Source organism: Pseudomonas marginalis (assembly GCF_024169655.1).
Lineage (GTDB): Bacteria > Pseudomonadota > Gammaproteobacteria > Pseudomonadales > Pseudomonadaceae > Aquipseudomonas > Aquipseudomonas paraveronii.
Genome location: NZ_JALJWV010000001.1, coordinates 716933 through 738535 on the forward strand (window position 1 = coordinate 716933; position 21603 = coordinate 738535).

Consider the following 21603-nt stretch of genomic DNA (forward strand, 5'->3'; position numbering starts at 1 on the left):
ACCGCGCCGGGGAGGACGTGCTGATGTTTGAGCTGCGCGTGCTGGAAGGTTTGAATCAGGGCGCTGCGTTGCCGTTGTTTGGCGAGCAGTGGAGCCTGGGTTGCCACGCTGACGCGGATCTGCTGCTGACCGACGCGGGAGTGGTCGAGTATCACGCGCAGTTGCGGCTGACCGACGGGTTCTGGTCGGTGCAGGCTGAAGCCGGGCTGTTGCAAAGCAGCAGCGGGCAGGCGCTGGCACAGATCGCCGACCTGGCGCTCAATACGCCGTTTTCGCTGGGCAGCATTCGCCTGTGCGTCGCCTTGGCCGATCAGCCTTGGCCCCGGGCAGCGGCCCCGCAGGCCCCCCCGGCAGCCGAGCCGCGCCGCGAGGTGCCGGCAACGCTGGTGTTGTCGGCCATCCCGCCGTTTCAGCAGAAGCGCCTGATCAGCCTGGTGCTGGCGTGCGCGGTCATCATCGTGGCGGTCGGCATGGCGTCCACCGGCGAGCATGAGGCCCAGGCATCGCTGATGCCCGTCGTGCCGCAAAAGCCCAACCTCGCTTCGCCGTTCGAGGTGCGCCAGCAGTTGCTCAAGATGCTCGGCGAGCGCGAGCTGGACCATCGGATCAGCTTGCAGGTGATCAATGGGCAGATCGCCCTCAATGGCGATGTGTCCCAGGAGGAGGTGGAGCTCGTCGCGCGCATGCTCAGCCGGTTTGGTGAACAGTTCGACACCGCCGTGCCGGTGATCAGCCGTGTGCGGGTGCGTGACAACGTCCTGCCGTTCAAGATTTTGCAGATCGTCGGCGGGCCGAGCGGCCATGTGGTGCTGGAACACGGCGATCGTTTGTTCGTCGGCGATGAAGTGGATGGCCTGCGGTTGGTGTTGATCGACAACAGCAAGGTGGTGTTCGACGGCACGCAACGCTTTGAGGTGAGCTGGTGAGCGGCACGGTGCAGGAGCGTCTCGACGCGTGGCAATTGATTCAGTCCCAGGGGCTGGCCCGTTTTGCGCCGGTGTCGATGCGCGGTCGTATCCAGCGCGTCAACGGCATGCTGCTGCAGTGCCGGCTGCCACAGGCGCGTATCGGTGATCTGTGCCAGGTCGAAAAGAACCCCGGCGATTACATGCTGGCCGAAATCATCGGGTTTGATCAGCAGGATGCGGTGCTCAGTGCCCTGGGCAATCTGGAGGGCGTGCGCGTCGGCGCCGCCGTGGAGCGCCTGGGGGTGCCGCACCGGGTGCGGGTCAGTGATGAACTGTTGGGCCAGGTGCTGGATGGTTTTGGTCGCCCGATCGCAGGCGAGGGCCCGAGTGCGTTTGTCGAAGCGGATACGCCCGACGCGACTGCAGTGTTGTGCGAGGCGCCATTGCCCACGGAGCGCCCGCGCATCAGCCGCGCGTTGGCCACTGGCGTGCGCTCGATCGATGGTCTGCTGACGTTGGGCGAGGGTCAGCGCGTCGGGCTGTTTGCCGGCGCCGGTTGCGGCAAAACCACGTTGTTGGCCGAGATCGCCCGTAACGTGGAGTGCGATGTGATTGTGTTCGGCTTGATCGGTGAGCGGGGCCGTGAATTGCGCGAGTTCCTCGATCACGAACTGGATGACCAATTGCGCGCCAAGGCCGTGCTGGTGTGCGCCACGTCCGACCGCTCCAGCATGGAACGGGCGCGGGCCGCGTTCACGGCGACCGCACTGGCCGAAGGTTTCCGGCGCAAGGGCAAGCGCGTGTTGTTGCTGATCGACTCCTTGACCCGTTTCGCCAGGGCCCAGCGCGAAATCGGCCTGGCCGCTGGCGAACCCTTGGGCCGCGGTGGTTTGCCGCCCTCGGTGTACAGCTTGTTGCCGCGCTTGGTGGAGCGCGCCGGGTTAACGCGCGAAGGCGTGATCACCGCGATCTACACCGTGCTGATCGAGCAGGACTCGATGAGCGATCCGGTGGCCGATGAAGTTCGTTCGCTGCTCGACGGCCATATCGTGCTGTCCCGCAAGCTGGCCGAGCGTGGCCACTACCCGGCGGTGGATGTGTTGGCCAGCCTTTCGCGAATTTTGAGCAACGTTGCCGAGCCTGGGCACATCCAGGCCGGTACGGCGTTGCGTCGTCTGTTGTCGGCTTACCAGCAGATCGAGCTGATGCTCAAGTTGGGCGAGTACCAGCCCGGTAACGATGAGCTGACCGATCTGGCCGTGGACAGCCGCCAGGCGGTGGATGGTTTCTTGCGCCAGGACTTACGTGAGCCCTCGCCGATCGCCACGACCCTGGATCACTTGATGGAGCTGACTGCCTATGTCCCTTTCTGAAGTCTTGTCGGGTGAAATCGACACCTTGCGGCGTTTGCGTCGCTACCGCGCAGACCGCGCCGAACGTGCGCTGCGCGAGGCCAAGCGAGCGCAGCAAGCGCTGGTCGCGCATATCCAGCAGGCCCAGGCGACGCTTGAGCAAACGCGCCTGGAAGAGGCCCGACAATGCGCGCAGTTGTTGAGTGAACACCAGGGGCAGGTGGTGACCTTCAAGGCGCTGAAAACCTGGAGCGCCAAGGAACACCACTTGTCGGCCGGCACCCGCCGCGAAGAAAGCCAGTTGAAGGACCTGCAAGGGCAGCGCGAAGAGCAGGCGGCGCAGGTCGGCAGTGCGCAAAAACAGGTGACGTTGTGTCTGCGCCAGGTGGAAAAAATCCAGGAGCTCTCCCATTTGCTGACGCAGGAACCGCTATGAACCCCGTTTCCGCCATCTCGCCTGAACGCCTGAACCTGCGTGAGTTTCGGCTAGATCGTGTACCGGTGATCGACGCCTTGGTGCCGTGGGAGGACCGGCGACTGTTTGCCCAGTTGTTGAATGATGACAGCCACGACGCAGGTCAATGGCCGTCCCTGGCCGGAATCAAGGCTTCAGGCGATATCTCCCTGGTCGATGCGTTGAGCGAGCGCCTGGTTTCGCGGATTGACGGCGCTTCGCAGTGGCCGCTGACGGCGGTCTTGTACTTGCCGCACCTGGGGCGGATCGACAGCAGCATCGGTCGAGAGCAGGGCGCCTGGACGATTGAGTTGCAGGCCGAGCGCGAGAGCACGACGCGCTGGCTCAGCGGGGTACGGCAGCAGTGTGAGCAAAGGCTTGCCGAGAGCCTCGCGCGGCCTGTCAGCCTGCGCTTAACCCCCACGGCGCGGGCATGATGATGCCCGCTCTGGCGTTGCCCTCGGTCAAGGGCGATGTGGCGGCGGCCCGTCTGCGGTTGGGGCGCGGATTGCGTATGCCGTATCAGGTGGGCGAGCTGCGTGGCGAGTTACGGCTGGAGCCCGGCGCTGCCCCCGTGGGCATCCAGCCGCTGTGTTTCGAAACCGCCTGCGGCGTATTGGGGTTCAGTGAGCCGGGGCCGCAATTCAGCTTGCTGGGTGAATGCCCGGTGACGTTGGCACAGGCGGGCAACGATCCGGACTCCTGGTTCTGGGCCTTGTTTCAGCATCATTTGAGCGCCCAGGTGCGGGCGCTGTTGGGGCATTTGCGGCTACTGCCCTCTGCGCGGCCATTGAACTTCGGTTGCCGGCTGTGCGTGACGCTCGGCGCGTCCCACGTCGTGGGTTACCTGTGGCTGTCGGCGCAGAGCTTTCTGGCGTTGTGCGAGGCCGGGGCGTGGCGCCGCATGGCCAGCCCGATGCCGGCGCGTTTTCAGTTGGCGCTGCCCGTGACGATCGGGCGCCTGCGCGTCCCCCTCAGCCAATTGCGCGGTCTGCGGGCCGGCGACGTGCTGGTGTTCGAACAGGCGTTTTTCCAAGCCCATGGCGAGGGTCATGTGCAGGTCGGCGGGCACCGTCTGTGTGTGTTTATTGATGATGAATCCGGGCCTATCTGCCTGACCCTTACTTCGATCGAGGAAGCGCCTTTGGACGACGATTTTGCAACACCGCCCTACTCGGGACATGAAGACGACACGCCGGTGATGGATGTCTTTGGGCATGAGCCGTTCGATGAACTGAGCATGGCGCTCAATGTGCGATGCGGCACGCTCAACCTGACCCTCGGCGAGCTGCGCAACCTGGCGCCCGGCGCGGTGCTGGGCATTTCCGGGTATGCACCGGGCATGGCCGGGTTGTATTACGGCGACCGCCCGCTGGGCGTGGGGCAATTGGTGGAAGTGGACGGGCGCTTGGGGTTGCAGATGTCTCGTGTGATCTTTTCCCGATGAGTTTTCAAGGGATAGACCCGATTGTTCTGGCCATGTTCGTGGGCGCATTGTCGTTGATGCCCATGCTGTTGATCGTCTGCACCGCGTTCTTGAAGATCGTGATTGTGCTGATGATCACCCGCAACGCGATCGGTGTGCAGCAGGTGCCGCCGAGCATGGCCATCAACGGCATCGCGTTGGCGGCGACCCTGTTCATCATGGCGCCCGTGGGGTATGAGATCGCGGAGGTCGTCAAGGTGACGCCCCTGGACTTGAGCAGTGTGAGCACGCTGCAACAGACCGGGCTTGAAGCGGTGCAGCCGTTGCGGGCTTTTATGGTGCGTAACAGTGACCCGGACATCCTCACCCACCTGCTGGAAAACACCGCGCGCATGTGGCCGCCGGCCATGGCGCAGGAGGTCCAGCGTGAAGACCTGATCCTGCTGGTCCCGGCGTATGTGTTGTCGCAGTTGCAGGCGGGGTTCGAGATCGGGTTCCTGATCTACATCCCCTTTATCGTGATTGACCTGATTGTCTCCAACCTGCTGCTGGCGCTGGGTATGCAAATGGTCTCGCCCATGACCATTTCGCTGCCGCTCAAATTACTGCTGTTTGTGATGGTGTCCGGCTGGTCGCGGCTGCTGGACAGCCTGTTCCTTTCCTATCTCTGAGCTGCCTATGGAACCGATCGTACTGTTCAAGCAGGGCATGCTGCTGGTGGTGGTGCTGACGGCGCCGCCGCTGATTGTCGCGGTGATCGTGGGCGTCCTGACGTCGCTGATCCAGGCGTTGATGCAGATACAAGACCAGACGCTGCCCTTCGGTATCAAGCTGGTCGCCGTTGGCATCACGCTGGTGGTGACCGGGCGCTGGATTGGCCTGGAGTTGGTCCAGTTGATCAACCTGACGTTCGACATGATCGCCCGTTCGGCTTTGAATTGAGGCGTGCCCATGCTGCTCTATCTTGATTTTATGCCGAGCCTGCTGATTGGCATGGCTCGCATTTACCCCTGCGCTTTTCTCGTCGCGGCGTTCTGTTTCCAGCACATCCGCGGCATGCCCAGGCACGCCGTGGTGATGGTCATGGCATTGATGCCGGCGCCGGGTATTCACGCGGCGCTGGCGGGCCAGGAGCTCTCCGCGATGATGTTGGGCGCGCTGGTGTTCAAGGAGGCGATCCTCGGCTTTTTGCTGGGCGTGTTGCTATCGATGCCGTTCTGGATGTTCGAGTCGGTCGGGGCGCTGCTGGATAACCAGCGGGGGGCTTTGGCCGGTGGGCAGCTCAACCCGTCGCTGGGTCCCGACGCAACGCCGATAGGGCACATGTTCAAGCAACTGGCGATTTTTTTATTGATGGTCAGCCTGGGCCTGGGCGCGCTGACTCAGGTGATCTGGGACAGCTACCTGATCTGGCCGCCTACGGTGTGGTTTCCATTGCCGGCGGCCAATGGCTTCAGTGTGTTTGTCGAGCTGGTCGGCGACACCTTCACCCACATGATGCTGTACGCCGCGCCCTTTATCGCCGTGCTGCTGTTGCTCGAGTTCGGCGTCGCGCTACTGGGGATCTACAGCCCGCAACTGCAGGTGAGTACGCTGGCCCCGCCGATCAAGTGCCTGGCCGGCATCGGTATTTTGCTGCTGTATTTCGCGCTGCTGCAGGACTTGATCGTCGGACGCATGGCGCTGCTCGGTGACCTCAAGCACTTCCTGGGCCTGCTGTTCAAGGGGCCTTGGACATGAGTGACTCGGGGGAAAAAAAACACCCCGCCAGTGCCAAGAAACTGCGTGACCAGCGCAAGAAAGGCCAGGTCGCGCAGAGCCAGGACGTGCCCAAGTTGCTGGTGCTGACGGCCTTGAGCGAGATCGCCTTGTTCACGGCCGACACCAGCATGCAGCGCTTCCAGCAGATGATGGCGCTGCCGATAGCGCGAATCGGGCAACCGTTTGTGCGTGCCCTGGAAGAGGTGCTGACGGAGGCGTTGGTGTTGTTTTTCTCCTTCGGCCTGATGATGGTCGGGGTCGCGATCGGGGTGAAGTTGATCAGCAGTTGGATGCAGTTCGGGCTGCTGTTCGCCCCCGAGTCCCTGAAGCTGGACTTCAATCGCGTGAACCCGCTTACCCAGCTCAAGCAGATGTTCTCCGCCCAGTCCCTGATGAACTTGTTGATGGGCATCGGCAAGTCATTGCTCCTGGGCTTGATACTCTACGTGGTGATTGGCCCGTCACTGGGGCCCCTGATCAACCTTGCCAACAGCGATCTGCAAACCTACATCCTCGCGCTGATCACACTCTTTCGGCACTTGTTGCATGCGTGTCTGGGGGTGCTGTTGGTGCTGGCGCTGATCGACCTGACGTTGCAGAAATACTTTTTTGCCAAGCGCATGCGTATGACCCAGGTCGAGGTGGTCAAAGAGTACAAAGACATGGAGGGCGACCCCCACGTCAAAGGCCAACGGCGCTCGTTGGCCTATCAATTGGCCCAGGAAGAACCCAAGAAAAAGCTGCCCAAGCTGGAGGAGTCGGACATGCTGGTGGTCAACCCGACGCACTTTGCCGTCGCGTTGTATTACCGCCCCGGCCAAACGCCGCTGCCGAAATTGGTGGCCAAGGGCACGGACGCGAATGCGCGTAAGCTGATCGATCGAGCCAAGGCGGCGGATGTCCCGGTGATTCAATGCGTATGGTTGGCCCGCACGCTGTACGAGGCAAAACTGGGGGCGAGCATTCCGCGCGAGACCTTGCACGCGGTGGCGTTGATCTACCGGACCTTGCGCGACCTTGACGATGAGGCCAAGCGTGAAACCCTTGAGTTGCCGGAGTTGGAGCAGCGCTGATCAGCGGCTGGCGAACCCATCCAAGGCTTCAAGGTCGGCCAGCGACAGCATCCGGCTGAGGATTTGATCCACGGCCTCACGCTGGGCAGGCAGGGCGTGCCAGATGAGCAGTGCGCCCTGGGTATCGAGGCAGATATAGCAGCCGTCAAACGCCATTGCCTGATCGAAGCGGCGCTCCAGCACGCGTTGCAGTTGCCCGGCGCGCAAGGCCGCCTGGGTGATTTTCAAGGCCAACCCCGGGCGGGCGTTGGCATGCTGTGTGTGCAGGGAGATGCCCTGGCACAACGGCAGATGAGCGGCATCGCCGCTCACCAGGCTATCGAAGAATGCCCGCCGATGCCGCTCATCGTCAGGCACCCTCCCGGTGTTCATCGCTCCAGCGACACCGTTTGATAGTCCGAACGCTCCCCGGACGGGCCGGGTTCGACGCGCATCTGTGGCGGCCACCAGATCACCATCTTATCGCTGGTCGATTGTGGGCGTGAGCAGGAGTCCCCTTTGCAGGTCGGGGTGCAACCGCTGATGAACAACACGGCAGTCATCAGGGTGGCGCACAACAGTCTTGGGTTCATGGCGTGGTCTTCCGGGTTGGCGTGAGCAGGGATGGGCGCGGCACATTCAGGTGTTCATCCTTCACCACGGGGCGCATGGCGATAAACACTTCGGCTTCTTCACCCGGCCTGAGCCAGGCGCGCGGCCAAACGGTGACCGCCAGGGTCTGGCTGTTGCTGCATTCCTTTTCATCGATGCGCACATTGCGCTTGTACTGATTGCGCAGCACCACGACGGCCACATTGAACTGCGGCCCGGTGTACCACTGGCTGCGCTCGCTATTGAGCGCCAACAGCTCGCGAGGGGCACACAACGTGTTCAACGCCAGCGGCATCGCTGCGGCCTTGAAGGCCTTGGGCACTTGGCCGCTGACCAGGTGCGCCAGGGTGCTGGTGATTTCGTTGCGGTTGATCACCGGCTGATGCGGCTCCAGGCGTCGTGCCAAGGGTTTTAGCGCGGCTTGCAACTCGCGTTGGTCGGCTTGAGGCAAATAACGTGACGGGTCGGACTGATCGCCGATCACGCGTGGGGTGAGAATGAACAACCGTTCGCGCCGGTTGTTCTGGCGCTCCGTCGAGGAGAACAGCGCTTTGCCCAGCAACGGAATATCCCCCAGCAAGGGGATCTTGTTTTGCCTGTCCGCACTATTCGTCACATGGAACCCGCCCACCACCAGTGAGCGTTTTTCCGCCATGACGGCCTGGGTGCTGATCTTGCCTCGACGCACATCGGGGCCGAAGCGTTCGGGGTTGGACTCGTCGAAGTTACCGTCTTCGATATCCACCGCCAGATGGATCTGATGGCCGCCGCGGCTGGTGATGACGCGGGGCACGACCTGGAAACTGGTGCCGACGGTGATGGGCAAGATGGTCGCGTTTTCGGTGCCGGCCGTCAGGTATTGGGTGCGGTTGAAATCAATCACCGCCGGTTGGTTTTCCAGGGTGAGCACTGACGGGTTGGAAACCATGGTTGCCAGCCCGCGAGCTTCCAGGGCGCGCACGTCGGCGTAAAAACGCTCGCGATTTTCGATCGACAATTGTGATGAGGTGCCGGGTGCCATGTTGACGGCGCCGCGGAAGCGACTGTTTTGAAACCCCCAGTTGACGCCGAATTCGCTTAATTGCGAGCGTTCGATGTCGAGGATGATTGCGTCGATTTCCACCAGCTTGCGCGCCACATCGAGCTGACTGATCAGGTCGCGGTACATCCCCTGACGCTCCGGCAGGTCATAAATCAGAACCGCGTTGTTGCGCACGTCGGCCTCGACGCGGATTCGGCTGGGGTTGACCGGCGCCCGGGAAGTCACCGATATGCCGGCGTCCACCGGCCCGGTGGGCGCGGGTGTGCTGAGCATTTGCCCCAGCAGCGGGTTGCTCAGGCGCGGGAACGCAGGCGCCAGCGGCGCGGGCTGGGACTGCGCGGCGGAGCGTTGAGCCATGCCCGTGAGCATCGTGGGATTACGCGGGTCCAGCAGCCCGCGCAGCATGGTGGCGACGCCTGGGAGGGTGATTCTTTCGTTGCGGTATTCAATTTGGCGGTCTGCGGCATTGGCGAACTTGAGCGGGTAGCTCAACACGCTCTGCTTTTCGTCCGGGGAGCGGCGCTGGCTGCTGAACTGCTTGATCTGTTCGATATAGCGCCGGGGACCGGAGACCAGGACGACGCCGTCCTCCGGCAATTCACCCCAGCCAAAACGACTGTCGAGCAGGCCGATATCGGTCAGTGCTTGCTTGAGGTCGGCAATGGTTTCGGACGACACCTCCAGGCGTGCGGACTCCTGCTGATCAAGGGTGCTGATGTGCAGGGTGTTGTTGTAGAGATACCACTGGAAGCGGTGTTCTACGCCAAGCCTGTCGAGCAGCGACTGCGGGGTATTGGCGCGTATCTTGCCATTGACGTTGCCCTCCAGCAGGCCCTCGATCTGGAGTTGGGTGCCAAATGTCTGGGCAAAATCCTCGAGGACTTCACGCAGTGGCTTGTACTGGGCTTCATAGGCGTATGCCGTGTTCTTCCATTCTGCGGGGATGGCGGCGAGGGCGTCTTGCGCCGGGGCCAGCAAACAGGTCAGGGCGATCAGGTACCGCCAATCGGCTCGTCGTGATGAAGTTTCAGGCGGGTCAATGCGCAAGCTGTCGCGCTTGTGGATCTTGTTGTGCATAGAGGCTTCTCTGATTAGTACAGCAACGAACGTAGGGAGGTGGGGTTGCGTTGAGGCGCCGCTCTGTGAAGGCGCGCGACGGTGGCGCGCCAGGTATCGCGTTGGTTGAGCAGGGACTCGAGACAGCGCTGCAGCAGCTGTTCGTCGTGCTTGTCATGCAGGCAATGCAGCAGCCAGAGCGCGCCACTGGCTGGCGCCTGAGCGAGAGCGCCCTGAAAGTGATCCAGGCTGACCTCGCCCAGTCGCAGCCAGGTCATCAGCAGTGATTTATCTGGGCGAAGTGGGGTCAGCTGAACACTTAGCAGCAGGCTGTTCGAACAATGACGCAGGACAATTTCGTCATTGTTTTCGAATAACCTTAACTCTCCAGTGCCGCGTCTCAAGCACTCGGCCAGCAGCGCTTTCAATTTACTGTCCGCTGTCCAGGCCGGACTTCAGGAGCATATGTTTTACGCGGGTGTGTTCGTTGAAGACGTATTCGGATGTTCGATGCTTGGCGACGAGATCGAAAAAAAACGCCATGTCTTCGTCCGCCCCGGAATTGCTTTCTGCTGCTTGGGTGAGGTCTCTTTTAACCACCCGTGCGTCGTTTAGAAGCCGATTGGTATAACCGTCGTAATAGTTCATGGATTCACTCCGTTGGGATGTTCTCCTTTTTGGTTTGTATGTCGAATTGGTTCCATGTGTGGCAATTTATATTTCATTAAGTGTGTTTAAAGCCCATCGTTTGAATGGCTGTCGTCAGGCTTCAGGAATAGGTTGACCAAGGACGTCCAGTCGATCCGAAAGTCCCCCTCTTCGGTATTCAATATGAGCGATTGCGGTTTGATCGTATTGTCCGCGCGCAGTGTCCAGTGCGTACTGCCGCGGTTGGCCAGGCAGGCCCGCACGGCCTCCAATTCGAGCGGATGGCAAACCAGTGCGGCCTTGACCGCTGGCACATGGCTCGCCAGCAACTGCTTGATCAGGGCAGCCATGCGTTGGGGGGCGGGGGTGTCTTCAAGCAGCAGGTGAATGGCCTGGTTGGCGATGGCGGTGGCGTATCGTTCAAGGTTGTCACACAAGGCCTGACGCTCGACTTCCCAGCGTTTGAGTTGCGCGTTGGCACGTTGCCATACTTCCAGGCTGGCTTTTTCGAGCAGCTCTTCGCGCTGGGCGTGTGCCGCCTTCAGCAATTGCCTGGCCTCGGCCTTTGCCTGATCCACCACACTGCTGGCCTGTGTGTAGCTCGCCAGTGTTTCGCAAGAGATCATGCTCCCCGGCAGGGGCGGCGCGCCGCCTGGCGAGTTGATTTTATATCGACATAACATCGTTAATCTCCGTGCTCCTTTGAGGCAGCAGCACTACCGTTCCTGTTCATTGCGCCAATACGCCACACCACCGCATGCCAAAGGGTGTCGAGGCGGCTATGGGAGTCACCGAGCGAAAGCGCCTTTTCTTCCAGATCCAAAATGCGCCGGCGGGGAAAGCGCAACCTGATGCGCTGCCAGGTGGCCGGTGTGACCCAGGCGCAGAGCAATTGCAGCGGGTCATTGTCGGGCTGCACCATATCCAGAGGCAGGGCCTTGGACAGCCTGTTGCACCACTGTCGATGGTTGTCATCGAGTGTTGTTGCATAGGCGGGACGGCAGATGCCGTCAATCAGTGCGAGCCCCAGGTCGAGTTGATTCGCTGAGGCGAGTGCCAGTTGCAGGAGTGCGGGATCGGGCATTGGCGGCAGGCACGGGGCAACACCATAAGGTGCGCCCGCGACGACCTGCCGGCTGCGATGCAGCTCAGTTAGCGCGGCGTGTTGATCGGGGGTTTTCCAGTCTTCGTGGGCACACAACCAAGGCGTGGCCCACCATTGGGCCCATGAGAGATTACTCATTGCGTGCATGGACAGGCGCATCCAGGGATGGGCCGTCCGGCAGCGCGTCTGCGGCTCTTTGTGTGCGTCTATGCCAGAACACGCCCCCAGCAACCATCAGCACCAAGGCGATCAGTGCGAATATCACGCTGGCCCGCCAAAAACCGATGTCATCTCCGGGCACCAGGAAAGGCCCGAAGTAAGCCAGTTTTTGCTGCTCCAAATAGGCGGTCGCAGGTACGAAGACGACGGTCAGTTTTTGCGGGTTTTCCACTGCGGCGGTCATCCCCGGGATACTGCTCGCAACCATCCTGCGCACACGGGCCCTGATGTTGTCGGGGTCGAGTCGGGGATCATGTTTGATGAACACCGAGGCGGACGCCGGTTGTACGGGTTCTCCCGGAGCGACGCGCTCGGGCAGCACCACGTGTACGCGAGCGACGATGACGCCATCGATGTTCGATAACGTGGTTTCCAGCTCTTGGGACAAGGCATAGATGTAGCGTGCGCGTTCTTCAAGCGGCGTAGAGATCACGCCTTCTTTGCGAAAGGTGTCGCCCAGCGTCGCGCGCGCGACCCGAGGGAGGCCGGCGGCCTCCAGCGTTCGCACGGCGCGGCCGATATCGGTGGCGTTGACCACCACGACAACGCCATCTTTCGCGGGAACTTTGGTGGCGCGGATATGTTTGTCTGCCAGTTCGGCAACGACCTCATTGGCCTCCTGTTCGGTTAACTGACGATGAAGTTCGACACGATCACTGCAGGCATTGAGCAAGAATGAGAGCGACAGGATTACCAGGATAAGCAGCGGGCGAGTCATGTTGGCCTACTGCAGGTTGCTGATTTTATCGATGCACTGCGCGGTTTTACCGACGCTCTTCGATAACATATGCGTCAGCAGGAGGGCATCGGAAAGTTGGCCGGGATATTTTCGCGCCTCGTCCAGTTTGTTCTTGCTGCTTAATGCACGCAGGCTTTTGGTCATACGCTCAGTCACGGAATTCAGCTTGCCTGCGGCCTCGGAAAGCATGCTCTGTGGCATCGCATGATTGATCGCCGTACTCGGGAGTGAGGACGGCGTGAGAGTTGAGTTGAAAAAGTTTACATCGGTGGCCGAGGTGGATGCCTCCTGTGTTCCGGAGGCGCCAGGGAGTTGATTGGTTTCAGTCGAGCGGATGCTTCCTATCATCATGTTGCCCCTGTTAGATAAGGGTTAGAAGATGAGCGTGTTTAGGGTTGTTGCTGACAACGCTCGTGGCGGCGTGACCTTCCCGGCATAGCCTGTCGGGAAGGTCAGCAAAGGTTCAGCTATTACAGACGGAGCATGTCAGCAGCTGCTTTAATACCGTTGGTATTAGCGTTCTCTGCTGCTTTAAATGCGTTTTTTACGCCGTCTATGCGCTTCTTTGATTCTGCAGCCTCCATACCTGCATCTGCCTCTTCAGCAGACATGTCGCCACCCATAGATGAAGCTGCATTGGCCATAGCTGAATAGCCCCCACCGATCGCACCAATAGTCATGTTTTTTTCTCCATGCTTAATGTTAGTTCACTGGGTTCAGCGATGCATCAAACGACGCGATTGCACACTTGCACCGCTGTTCCATAACTTATGTGGTTGATGTTTTTTATGCGTTCCATGGATGGCGGGTGGGTATGTTTCAAAAAGTGTATTTACGTTCGGCAAGGTTGTCATGTCTCAGCTTAGTGATATTCCCAAATGCTTTATTCGGTGGTAGAGCGTTCGCTTGGCGACGCCTAACGCTATTGCCACACTGTCCACACAGTGGTCGTGTTGACGAAGCGACTCTTCAATCAGCGATTTCTCCATCTGTTGCAGTCGCGTCTTCAGGTTCATTTCAAGTTCATGTCGGGTTATCACCGCCGTTGATAACGGCGGCAGGCCCAACACGAAGCGCTTGGCCGTCGAGCGCAGTTCGCGCACATTGCCCTTCCACGGGTGGCACAGCAGTTGTTGTAATAGCTGCTTGCCGGGGGGCGAAGGTGCGGCGAGCCGGAAGTGCTCGGCCTCTTGCTCAATCATGCTCAGGAACAAGGGAATGATCCGCTCTCGCCGATCCCGCAAGGCTGGCAGGTGGATATTGACGACATTCAGACGGAAGTAGAGGTCGCGTCGGAAAGTGCCTTGCTCGACCATTTCGTGCAAGGCGTGCTGGGCCGAGGCGATCACGCGCATGTCTACCGGGATAAAGCGTGTGGAACCCAGGCGTTCGACCCCGCGCGATTCCAATACACGTAACAGCTTGGCTTGCAGTGACAGCGGCATGCTGTCGATTTCGTCGAGGTACAGGGTGCCCAGATGGGCGGCTTCGACAAACCCCGCCCGCGATTGCATGGCGCCCGTATAGGCGCCGCTGTTGACGCCGAACAATTGGCTTTCCGCAAGGGTTTCCGGGATGGCAGCACAGTTAACTGCAACGAAGTTTCCTTTGCGACGGGACAGGTGGTGTATGCGTTGCGCCAACGTATCTTTACCTGTGCCGGTTTCTCCCAATAGCAGAATGTCGATATCGAGAACGGCCGTGTTGTTGACCGTCATTTCGATGACCGGGCAATCGCTAAAGGCCATGTCCGTTATAGGACCGTTTTCGCAGAGCGTCGACATAGTGTTGTGCTCCGATACTGTTGCCACTTCAGGGGGGCAATTAACCTATGGTCCGGCGCGCAGTTAAACAGGAAACCTTAGTGTTGTCATGATGCGCTGCTTGAGCTGTAGAGACGCTCGGGTATTTGAACCGCAAGAACTATAAAGTTGCAAGTGCTGCTTGGGCTAGTTGCCCGTGGTTAGTGTAAGACAAATCTTAGAGTGATGAAGAATAGTTGGGGAGTCTGATGAGGGGGCAGATATGTTGCGGTGTGTGTTCTAGAATGCCTGTTATTTTATAATGTGTGGCGATGTTTCACTCTCTTGATGCATCGCCCTTTTATCGTGCGGCTTCTACCGCAATCTACGTTTGCACGTTAAATGAGCCGGCTAGACAGCCCACTACCCGCACAAAAAGCCGCCAGGGTTGCCCCCCTCACTCCGCACATTGATAGCCATTAAAAAAAGCAGCCCTTTGGCACCGATAACATCGTTTCTCGGGCGCACGGGTTTTCAATATATTGGCCGCCAGATCCGATTAATGACTCAACATTCACCACACTCAGTGCGAGTAGTCTTAATGAATAATAAACCTGACAGCACAAGGCTTGATAACGCCGGAGCGGGGACCCGAGCGGTCTGGGGTGGGGAGCAAGTCAGGCACCCCTACAATGCCACTCAAACACCTATCGTGGTCAGTGCCGCTTACGGTTACGACGACATCGACGTCTGGTACGACGTTGCTCTGGGCAACGCTCCGGGCTTTATCTACAGCCGCATGAGCAACCCGACGGTCGAGACCCTCGAAGCAAAAATCCGCGAGTTGGAAAATGCCGAGTCCGCCGTGGCCTTCAGCAGTGGCATGGCGGCGATCAGCAGTGTGCTTTACACCTTCCTGGCCCACGGTAATCGTGTGGTGTCCACTAAGGACAGCTATGGCGGCACCAACAAGATTTTCGAAGAGTTCCTGCCGCGCATGGGTGTGGAGGTGAGCTTGTGCGAGACGTTCGATCACGAGGAGATCGAGCGTGAAATCGCCAAAGGCTGCCAGTTGGTGTACCTGGAAACACCGACCAACCCGACCCTGAAAATCCTCGATATCCAGCGTCTGGTGGCTGCGGCCAAGCGCGTCGGTGCCGTGGTGGTGGCGGATAACACCTTCGCCACGCCGCTGAATCAAAACCCGCTGGCGCTGGGCGTGGACGTGGTCATCCACAGCGCGACCAAGTTTCTCAGTGGTCATGGCGATGTGCTCGGCGGCCTGGTATGCGGCAGCGAATCGTTGATGGAAAAGGTGCGGCATTACCGCGAAATCAACGGTGCGACGCTCGATCCCTTCTCGGCCTACATGATCATCCGCGGCATGAAGACGCTGGTGCTGCGTCTGCGTCAGCAGCAACACAGTGCCCGCGCCCTGGCAGAGTTTCTCTGCACCGAACCGTTGGTGGCGTCGGTGAATTATCCCGGCTTGACCAGTCACCCGAACCACGCGGTGGCGTGTGCGCAAATGTCCGGTTTCGGCGCCATCGTCAGTTTTGTTCTGGTCGGTGGCATGGACACGGTCAAGGTGCTGTTGCCGCGCCTGCGCTTTGCTCACTGCGCGGGCAATCTTGGCGCGGTGGAAACCATTTACGGGCCGGCTCGGACCACCAGCCATGTGGAAAACACGCTGGAGGAACGTCTGGCCCTGGGTATCTCCGAAGGGCTGGTACGCGTCTCCGTCGGCATCGAAGACACCGATGATTTGCTCGACGATCTGCAGCAGGCGTTTGCCTTTGTCAGGCATTCACGGGGTGAACAGCTACCCGCAAGCAAACAGCCCTCAATCAATCAAACGTGCACTGAGGTAGCCAGTTGAAGTTTTAACGTTACTCCCTCACGACAGGGCCGTTAGTGAGGCGTTCATGAAGCGGAATAATAATAAAACCCAGTGGCGACATTTTTTGACTCTGCCCAATCACTCAGCGCAGACGTTAATGCGTGCCCCGCCAACTTTCATGAGAACAACCATGTCCATACAAGAACAGCAACTCAACCCGCGTGCCGGTTTCAAACAGGAAATGCAGACGCGCCATATTGTCATGTTGGCATTGGGCGGCGTGATTGGTACCGGGCTGTTTCTCACGTCCGGATACACCGTTAACCAGGCCGGTCCGTTAGGTGCGGTCATTGCTTACATCATCGGCGCGCTCATGGTCTACATGGTCATGATGTGCCTGGGCGAGTTGGCGGTGCAGATGCCGGAAACCGGCTCCTTCAGCACCTACGCCACGCGCTTTCTCGGCCCGGGTACCGGCTACACCGTGGCCTGGCTGTATTGGCTGACGTGGACCGTGGCCATCGGCTCGGAATTCACCGCCGCCGGTATCCTCATGGTGCGCTGGTTCCCGGACACGCCGGTGTGGATCTGGAGTGCGCTGTTCGCTGGCGTGGTGTTCCTGACCAACGTGATCTCGGTGCGTTTGTTTGCCGAGACCGAGTTCTGGTTGTCCTTGATCAAAGTAGTGACGGTGGTGGTGTTCCTGATAATCGGCGGCGCGGCGATTCTTGGCCTGTTGCATATCGATCAGGCGCACAGTGCCGGCCTGGGTAACTTCACCCGCGAGGGCTTGTTCCCCACCGGTTTCATGTCGATTGCCATGACCCTGTTGGCGGTGTCCTTCGCCTTCTCCGGTACGGAGTTGATCGGTATCGCTGCCGGTGAAACCAAGGACCCTCAGCGCAATGTGCCACGGGCCATTCGCACGACTGTGTTGCGTCTGGCGATCTTTTTCGTCGGCACCATTTTTGTCCTGGCGACGCTGTTGCCCCGCGAGCAGGCCGGGTTGGTGGAGAGTCCGTTTGTCACTGTGTTCAGCTACATCGGCATTCCTTACTCCGCCGACATCATGAACTTCGTGATCATCACGGCGCTGTTGTCTGCGGCCAACTCCGGGTTGTACGCGGCCTCGCGGATGCTCTGGACCTTAAGCGACCAGGGACACCTGCCTAAGCAGTTCTCTAACCTGACCCGCACGGGGACGCCGTTGAATGCCATCGTATTGAGCATGTTCGGCGGCGGCGCCTCGTTGCTCAGTAGTGTGTTTGCCGCTGACACCGTCTACCTGGCGCTGGTGTCGATTTCCGGGCTGGCGGTCGTGGTGGTGTGGATGAGCATCGCTGCGAGCCAGATCGCATTCCGCCGTCACTATGTGGCCAATGGCGGTGATGTCCGCGACCTCAAATTCCGCGTCCGGGGTTATCCGTGGGTGCCTCTGGGAGCGCTGGCCTGCTGCAGCCTGGCCTGCGTCGGGATCGCTTTCGACCCCGAGCAGCGGGTGGCGCTGTACTTCGGTTTGCCATTCATCGCCTGGTGCTACTTCGTGTATTACATTACCCGCAAGAGCCGCGAGCGACGCTTGTCGCTTGCCCCCTTGGCACAACCGTCCGATGCATTCTAGACAGGGTGGGCAAGCGTGCTCGGTGCGGGGGGCGTCAATGAGGTCCAGACCATGAAGCAAAAGCCGTTACCCCCATTGAACTGGCTGCGGGCATTCGAGGTGTCTGCCCGCTGTCTGAACTTTACCCACGCCGCCGAGGAACTGTTTTTGACCCAGGGCGCGGTCAGCCAGCAGATCCGCCAATTGGAAAGCCATCTGGGGGTGGCGCTGTTCAAGCGCTTGCCCCGTGGCTTGGGGCTGACCGAGGAAGGCCAAGCCTATCTGCCGGTGGTGCAGGATGCGATCACTCGGCTGGCGGTGGGGACCAACGAGATTTTTGGCCAGCACAAACGCCGGCCGATCAAGGTGCGTGGCAGCCTGGCGTTTTTCGTCCATTGGCTGGCGCCCAAACTGGTCGACTTTCGTCAGGCCCATCCCCATGTCTACATCCGCTATATCAGCAACATTTGGGTCAAGGAGCTGGATGGCGAAGACGATATGGAAATTCGTTGGGGGCATGGTCAATGGCCCGGCCTGGTCTCGCAACGGCTGACCTGGGACACCTTGTTTCCGGTCTGCTCGCCCGCCCTGATGGCGCGCTCGCCGCTGAAGGTCGCAGCCGATGTGGCCCACCATCCGTTGCTGCATGTTCTGGGTTACGAAGAGGGCTGGGGTTACTGGTTGAACATGGTCGGAGCGGACACTGTCGATTCGTCGACCGGCATGCAGTTCGACACGCTGATCTGCACCTTGCGCATGGCCGAGTTGGGGCAGGGGATTGCCCTGGCCCGCTCCTCGATGGTCGACGAAATGCTCCAGGACGGGCGTCTGGTTGAACCCTTCGCCCAGCGCATCGAAGCCAGCGAATCGTTTTATCTGGTCCGCGGTTCGGGGGCCGACCAGCATCCCGACGCGGTCATGTTTTCTACCTGGCTGGTCGAGCAGGCACATCGTTACAAATGAATGGCCGGGGTCAACCATGCACTATGTGAGTACACGAAGTTCGGCCATCCAGGTCGATTTCGAAAAAGTCGTGTTATCCGGCATTGCCGAGGACGGCGGACTGTTCGTGCCCTTCGAGTTACCGCTGTTCGAACCCCAGGACATGGCCAATTGGTCGATCTTGCCGTATGACGAACTGGCCTATCGGGTCATGAGTCCGTTTGTGGGTGGGGCCATCCCTGAGGTGGATCTCAAACGCATGCTCAAAGAGGCGAGCCGCCGCTTCAGTCATCGCTCCGTGGCGCCCTTGCATCAGGTCGACCGCAACGAGTGGGTGCTGGAGCTGTTCCACGGACCTACCCGTTCCTCGAAGGATTTTGCCGCCCAGTTGCAGGCGCAGTTGGTGCAGTATTTTCTGCACAAACGCCAGCGACGCGCGGTGCTGCTCGGCGCTACCAACGGTGATACCGGGCTGGCGGCCATCGAGGCGTTCAAGCACTGTGACGACGCCGTCGTGGTGGTGTTCTATCCGGCGTCCGGCGTACCACAGCATCAGTTGCAGCATCTGCAGGCGGTGGCTCACCCGAATGTCCACACGTTCGCGGTCAACGGTAGCTTCGATGAGTGCCAGACCATCGTGAACCGGCTGTTCCGGCAGTGGCCATGCACGCAGCACGAGGCAGTCAGTTTCAACTCCAGCAACTGGGTCAGTGTGTTGGCGCAACTGGTGTTTTATTTCCACGCCGTGCTGCAACTGGGAGGCGCTCAGCGTCTGATTGGTTTCAGCGTGCCCGCCGCGAGTTTTGCCGAGGTCTATGCCGGTTACATTGCGCAGAAAATGGGCCTGCCGATCACCCAGATGATCGTTGCGACCAATCAGAACGACGCATTGCATCAGTTGTTTCTGAAGAACCACTACTCCAGGTTGCGAACCAACAAGACGCTGTCGCCGGCCATGGACCTGTCGATTTTTTCCAACCTTGAACGTTTCCTCTGGGAGCTCTACGGGCATGACGATCAGGCGGTGAGCGCGCTGATGGCCGCGTTCGAATCCAGCGGCGAGATGACCATCGCCAACGAGTGCTGGTTGCAGGCGCGGATGATCATCGACTCCTACGCGGTCAGCGATGACGAAACCCTGCAGGAAATGACCTCGCTGTACCGTGACACCGGTTACGTCATTGATCCTCACACCGCCACCGGCGTCCTGGCAGCTCGACTGTACCGGCGCAGCCTGGTCGCGCCGATGGTCACCCTGGGGGAAATCTCACCGGCCAAATCGGCCGTGCTGCTCGGCGAACTGGGGATCGGTGCGCCGGCGCCACACAGCCCGCTCGCAGAGCCGCGACCGGCACAGCATTACCGAATTCAACCGGACGACCTCGACACCCTCCATCAGCTGCTCGGCGCGCTGTGACGGCGTTGCAATAGGAGGTCACGTGAAGCGCATTCTGGACCCGCTCGATGAACGTATCATCGCCGAGCTGCGGCTCAATGCCCGGGCGGCCCACGCCGAGCTGGCGACCAAGGTCAATCTGTCGCGCAATGCCGTGCGCCAACGGATCGAACGGCTCGAGCGCGACGGTGCGATACAGGGGTATACGGTGCGCACGGGGGAGGGGCGACAAGCCTCTTCGAGCATCAATGCGGTGATTTTTGTCTATCGCTACGACCGCATGCGCGGCGCGGATGTGCTGCAGGCTTTGCGGGCAATACCGGAAGTCATCGCGTGCGATGTCATGAGCGGCGAGTTTGACCTGATGCTGCGCGTCGGCGCTGCGAGCCCGGAGCGGGTGCATAAGGTCTGGAATGAAATCTCCGCGCTGCCGGGAGTGGAAAACACGGTGACTTCATTCGTTTTATCGTCTGTCGTCTAGCCGGTTTTTTGCTGTGAAAAAGTCAACCTCGGTTGGCTTTTTTTATGCCCGGACGCTTTGCCCAGGCACTGGTCAAAACGCCCATGAAATAGAGCAAATTGGCATATTTCACTGCCCAGGACGCGTCCCTAATCTAGTGCCCAACAACCCATCACTCAGATCAAGGGCAATAAAAATATGACTGAATACAAACTGGCGCTGGTCGGCTTCGGTGGTGTCAACCGGGCGTTGGCTCAGCTGATTGCCGAGCGTAACGAAAGCTGGAAAAACGAACTGGGTTTTACCCTGAAAATCGTCGGCGTCACTGATCTGTTCCTCGGTTCGGTGATCGGTCTCGACGGCTTGGATGCGGCGTTGCTGGCCCATCTTCCGGCGGTCAAGGGTGCCTTTGCGCAACTGCCGGGTGGCGAAGCCGTAGCCCTCAACGAAGCGGTGATCAAAGCGTCCGGTGCGGACATCATTGCCGAAGCGACCTTTACCAACCCGGTGGATGGCGAGCCGGCGACTTCGTTCTGCCGCTGGGCGCTGGAGAACGGCAAACATGTGGTCACCACCAACAAGGGGCCGATTGCCCTGCACGGTGGCGAGCTGAAAGACCTGGCCCAGCGCAATAACGTCGCCTTTGAATACGAAGGTTCGGTGATGAGCGGCACACCAGTGATCCGCCTCGCCAGGCAGTTGCTGGCGGGCAGTTCGGTTGTCGGTTTCGAGGGGATTCTCAACGGCACGTCCAACTTCGTCCTGACCCGCATGGAAGGCGGCCTGGGTTTCGCCGAGGCGGTCAGTGAGGCACAGGCATTGGGGTATGCCGAAGCCGACCCAACGGCGGATGTCGAGGGGCATGATGTCCGTCTGAAGGTGGTAATTCTGGCCAACGAACTGCTGGACGCCAAGCTGAACGTCAACGATGTCAGTTGCCGCGGTATTGCCTCACTCGGCCTTGGTGACATCGAAAAAGCCCGGCAGGACGGGGCACGCTGGAAGCTGATCGGCGCGGTCACGCGGCATGCCGATGGTTCGGTCAGTGCCAGTGTCGAGCCGCGCCTGTTGAACCATGATCATCCGCTGGCCGGTATCTGCGGCGCCACCAATGCTGTGTCGTTCGCCACCGATCTGCTCGGTGCGGTGACGGTTTCGGGGCCGGGAGCTGGGCGCACGGAAACAGCGTTTGCGTTGCTGTCGGACATCATCAGCATCCATCAGTCTGTTGCGCACAACTAGGAGAACG

26 protein-coding genes are annotated in these 21603 nt (G+C 60.1%); 15 read left to right on the forward strand and 11 right to left on the reverse strand.

The annotated features are described in order from the left end of the window. The first annotated feature begins 23 nt into the window (after positions 1 to 23). The 9 genes from J2Y83_RS03075 to sctU are packed head-to-tail and all read left to right on the forward strand — an operon-like array spanning position 24 to position 6974. Positions 24 to 926 carry an FHA domain-containing protein gene (locus J2Y83_RS03075; RefSeq protein ID WP_253393290.1) on the forward strand — a complete coding sequence of 301 codons (903 nt, stop codon included), beginning with the start codon at positions 24 to 26 and terminating at the stop codon, positions 924 to 926. Then, entirely contained in the window at positions 923 to 2281 is a 1359-nt protein-coding gene (locus tag J2Y83_RS03080) for a FliI/YscN family ATPase (RefSeq protein ID WP_276196408.1), read from the forward strand. Before J2Y83_RS03075 ends, J2Y83_RS03080 begins: the two co-directional genes overlap by 4 nt. After that, the gene (gene sctO / locus J2Y83_RS03085) at positions 2268 to 2696 is read left to right on the forward strand and encodes a type III secretion system stalk subunit SctO (protein WP_253393291.1); all 429 of its coding nucleotides are present in this window, start codon (positions 2268 to 2270) and stop codon (positions 2694 to 2696) included. The genes J2Y83_RS03080 and sctO overlap by 14 nt, the downstream gene beginning before the upstream one ends. After that, complete coding sequence (locus tag J2Y83_RS03090) at positions 2693 to 3151, forward strand: type III secretion system HrpP C-terminal domain-containing protein (protein ID WP_253393292.1); 459 nt, start codon at positions 2693 to 2695, stop codon at positions 3149 to 3151. The genes sctO and J2Y83_RS03090 overlap by 4 nt, the downstream gene beginning before the upstream one ends. After that, on the forward strand, positions 3148 to 4161 hold the full coding sequence (locus J2Y83_RS03095) for a FliM/FliN family flagellar motor switch protein (protein ID WP_253393293.1): 1014 nt from the start codon (positions 3148 to 3150) through the stop codon (positions 4159 to 4161). Before J2Y83_RS03090 ends, J2Y83_RS03095 begins: the two co-directional genes overlap by 4 nt. Beyond that, positions 4158 to 4811 (forward strand): type III secretion system export apparatus subunit SctR, encoded by a 654-nt coding sequence (sctR, locus tag J2Y83_RS03100; protein ID WP_253393294.1) that lies wholly within the window; start codon positions 4158 to 4160, stop codon positions 4809 to 4811. The genes J2Y83_RS03095 and sctR overlap by 4 nt, the downstream gene beginning before the upstream one ends. A 7-nt stretch (positions 4812 to 4818) precedes the next feature. Further along, entirely contained in the window at positions 4819 to 5082 is a 264-nt protein-coding gene (sctS, locus tag J2Y83_RS03105; protein WP_247406579.1) for a type III secretion system export apparatus subunit SctS, read from the forward strand. A 9-nt stretch (positions 5083 to 5091) separates the two neighbouring features. After that, entirely contained in the window at positions 5092 to 5880 is a 789-nt protein-coding gene (sctT, locus tag J2Y83_RS03110; RefSeq protein WP_253393295.1) for a type III secretion system export apparatus subunit SctT, read from the forward strand. Continuing rightward, positions 5877 to 6974 (forward strand): type III secretion system export apparatus subunit SctU, encoded by a 1098-nt coding sequence (gene sctU, locus J2Y83_RS03115; RefSeq protein ID WP_253393296.1) that lies wholly within the window; start codon positions 5877 to 5879, stop codon positions 6972 to 6974. The genes sctT and sctU overlap by 4 nt, the downstream gene beginning before the upstream one ends. On the opposite strand, the gene J2Y83_RS03120 is transcribed toward sctU, so the two are convergent. The 11 genes from J2Y83_RS03120 to J2Y83_RS03170 all read right to left on the reverse strand — a co-directional run bounded on the left by J2Y83_RS03120 (position 6975) and on the right by J2Y83_RS03170 (position 14158). After that, complete coding sequence (locus J2Y83_RS03120) at positions 6975 to 7346, reverse strand: transcriptional regulator (RefSeq protein ID WP_253393297.1); 372 nt, start codon at positions 7344 to 7346, stop codon at positions 6975 to 6977. Further along, positions 7343 to 7546, reverse strand: coding sequence for an HrpT family type III secretion system protein (gene hrpT, locus J2Y83_RS03125; protein WP_247406568.1), 204 nt, complete (start codon positions 7544 to 7546; stop codon positions 7343 to 7345). The genes J2Y83_RS03120 and hrpT overlap by 4 nt, the downstream gene beginning before the upstream one ends. Beyond that, a complete protein-coding gene (gene sctC, locus J2Y83_RS03130) occupies positions 7543 to 9684 on the reverse strand; it encodes a type III secretion system outer membrane ring subunit SctC (protein WP_253393298.1) in 2142 nt (713 codons plus the stop codon). The genes hrpT and sctC overlap by 4 nt, the downstream gene beginning before the upstream one ends. Before the next feature lie 14 nt (positions 9685 to 9698). Next, complete coding sequence (locus J2Y83_RS03135) at positions 9699 to 10091, reverse strand: type III secretion protein (protein WP_253393299.1); 393 nt, start codon at positions 10089 to 10091, stop codon at positions 9699 to 9701. Between the two features lies 1 nt (position 10092). Beyond that, positions 10093 to 10311, reverse strand: a complete 219-nt coding sequence (locus J2Y83_RS03140; protein WP_247397449.1) for a hypothetical protein — start codon at positions 10309 to 10311, stop codon at positions 10093 to 10095. An 86-nt stretch (positions 10312 to 10397) separates the two neighbouring features. Then, positions 10398 to 10994 carry a type III secretion system stator protein SctL gene (gene sctL, locus J2Y83_RS03145; RefSeq protein ID WP_253393300.1) on the reverse strand — a complete coding sequence of 199 codons (597 nt, stop codon included), beginning with the start codon at positions 10992 to 10994 and terminating at the stop codon, positions 10398 to 10400. 2 nt (positions 10995 to 10996) lie between these two features. Continuing rightward, positions 10997 to 11563, reverse strand: a complete 567-nt coding sequence (locus tag J2Y83_RS03150; RefSeq protein WP_253393301.1) for a type III secretion protein — start codon at positions 11561 to 11563, stop codon at positions 10997 to 10999. After that, entirely contained in the window at positions 11547 to 12353 is an 807-nt protein-coding gene (sctJ, locus tag J2Y83_RS03155) for a type III secretion system inner membrane ring lipoprotein SctJ (protein ID WP_253393302.1), read from the reverse strand. Before sctJ ends, J2Y83_RS03150 begins: the two co-directional genes overlap by 17 nt. Before the next feature lie 6 nt (positions 12354 to 12359). After that, entirely contained in the window at positions 12360 to 12725 is a 366-nt protein-coding gene (locus J2Y83_RS03160) for a hypothetical protein (protein ID WP_253393303.1), read from the reverse strand. Positions 12726 to 12844: 119 nt separating this feature from the next. Further along, on the reverse strand, positions 12845 to 13054 hold the full coding sequence (locus J2Y83_RS03165) for a hypothetical protein (RefSeq protein WP_253393304.1): 210 nt from the start codon (positions 13052 to 13054) through the stop codon (positions 12845 to 12847). 177 nt (positions 13055 to 13231) lie between these two features. Further along, entirely contained in the window at positions 13232 to 14158 is a 927-nt protein-coding gene (locus tag J2Y83_RS03170) for a sigma 54-interacting transcriptional regulator (RefSeq protein ID WP_301294880.1), read from the reverse strand. Between the two features lie 559 nt (positions 14159 to 14717). On the opposite strand from J2Y83_RS03170, the gene J2Y83_RS03175 reads away from it, so the two are divergent. The 6 genes from J2Y83_RS03175 to J2Y83_RS03200 all read left to right on the forward strand — a co-directional run bounded on the left by J2Y83_RS03175 (position 14718) and on the right by J2Y83_RS03200 (position 21596). After that, positions 14718 to 15995: a cystathionine gamma-synthase family protein gene (locus J2Y83_RS03175; protein ID WP_253393305.1), complete on the forward strand. Its 1278-nt coding sequence runs from the start codon at positions 14718 to 14720 to the stop codon at positions 15993 to 15995. Between the two features lie 151 nt (positions 15996 to 16146). Next, a complete protein-coding gene (locus J2Y83_RS03180) occupies positions 16147 to 17577 on the forward strand; it encodes an amino acid permease (protein ID WP_253393306.1) in 1431 nt (476 codons plus the stop codon). Positions 17578 to 17628: 51 nt separating this feature from the next. Beyond that, positions 17629 to 18519 carry a LysR substrate-binding domain-containing protein gene (locus J2Y83_RS03185; RefSeq protein WP_046384765.1) on the forward strand — a complete coding sequence of 297 codons (891 nt, stop codon included), beginning with the start codon at positions 17629 to 17631 and terminating at the stop codon, positions 18517 to 18519. 16 nt (positions 18520 to 18535) lie between these two features. Continuing rightward, entirely contained in the window at positions 18536 to 19915 is a 1380-nt protein-coding gene (thrC, locus tag J2Y83_RS03190; RefSeq protein ID WP_253393307.1) for a threonine synthase, read from the forward strand. Between the two features lie 22 nt (positions 19916 to 19937). Further along, a complete protein-coding gene (locus tag J2Y83_RS03195; RefSeq protein WP_247397475.1) occupies positions 19938 to 20375 on the forward strand; it encodes an Lrp/AsnC family transcriptional regulator in 438 nt (145 codons plus the stop codon). A 177-nt stretch (positions 20376 to 20552) separates the two neighbouring features. Continuing rightward, the gene (locus J2Y83_RS03200; protein WP_253393308.1) at positions 20553 to 21596 is read left to right on the forward strand and encodes a homoserine dehydrogenase; all 1044 of its coding nucleotides are present in this window, start codon (positions 20553 to 20555) and stop codon (positions 21594 to 21596) included. Positions 21597 to 21603: the final 7 nt, after the last annotated feature.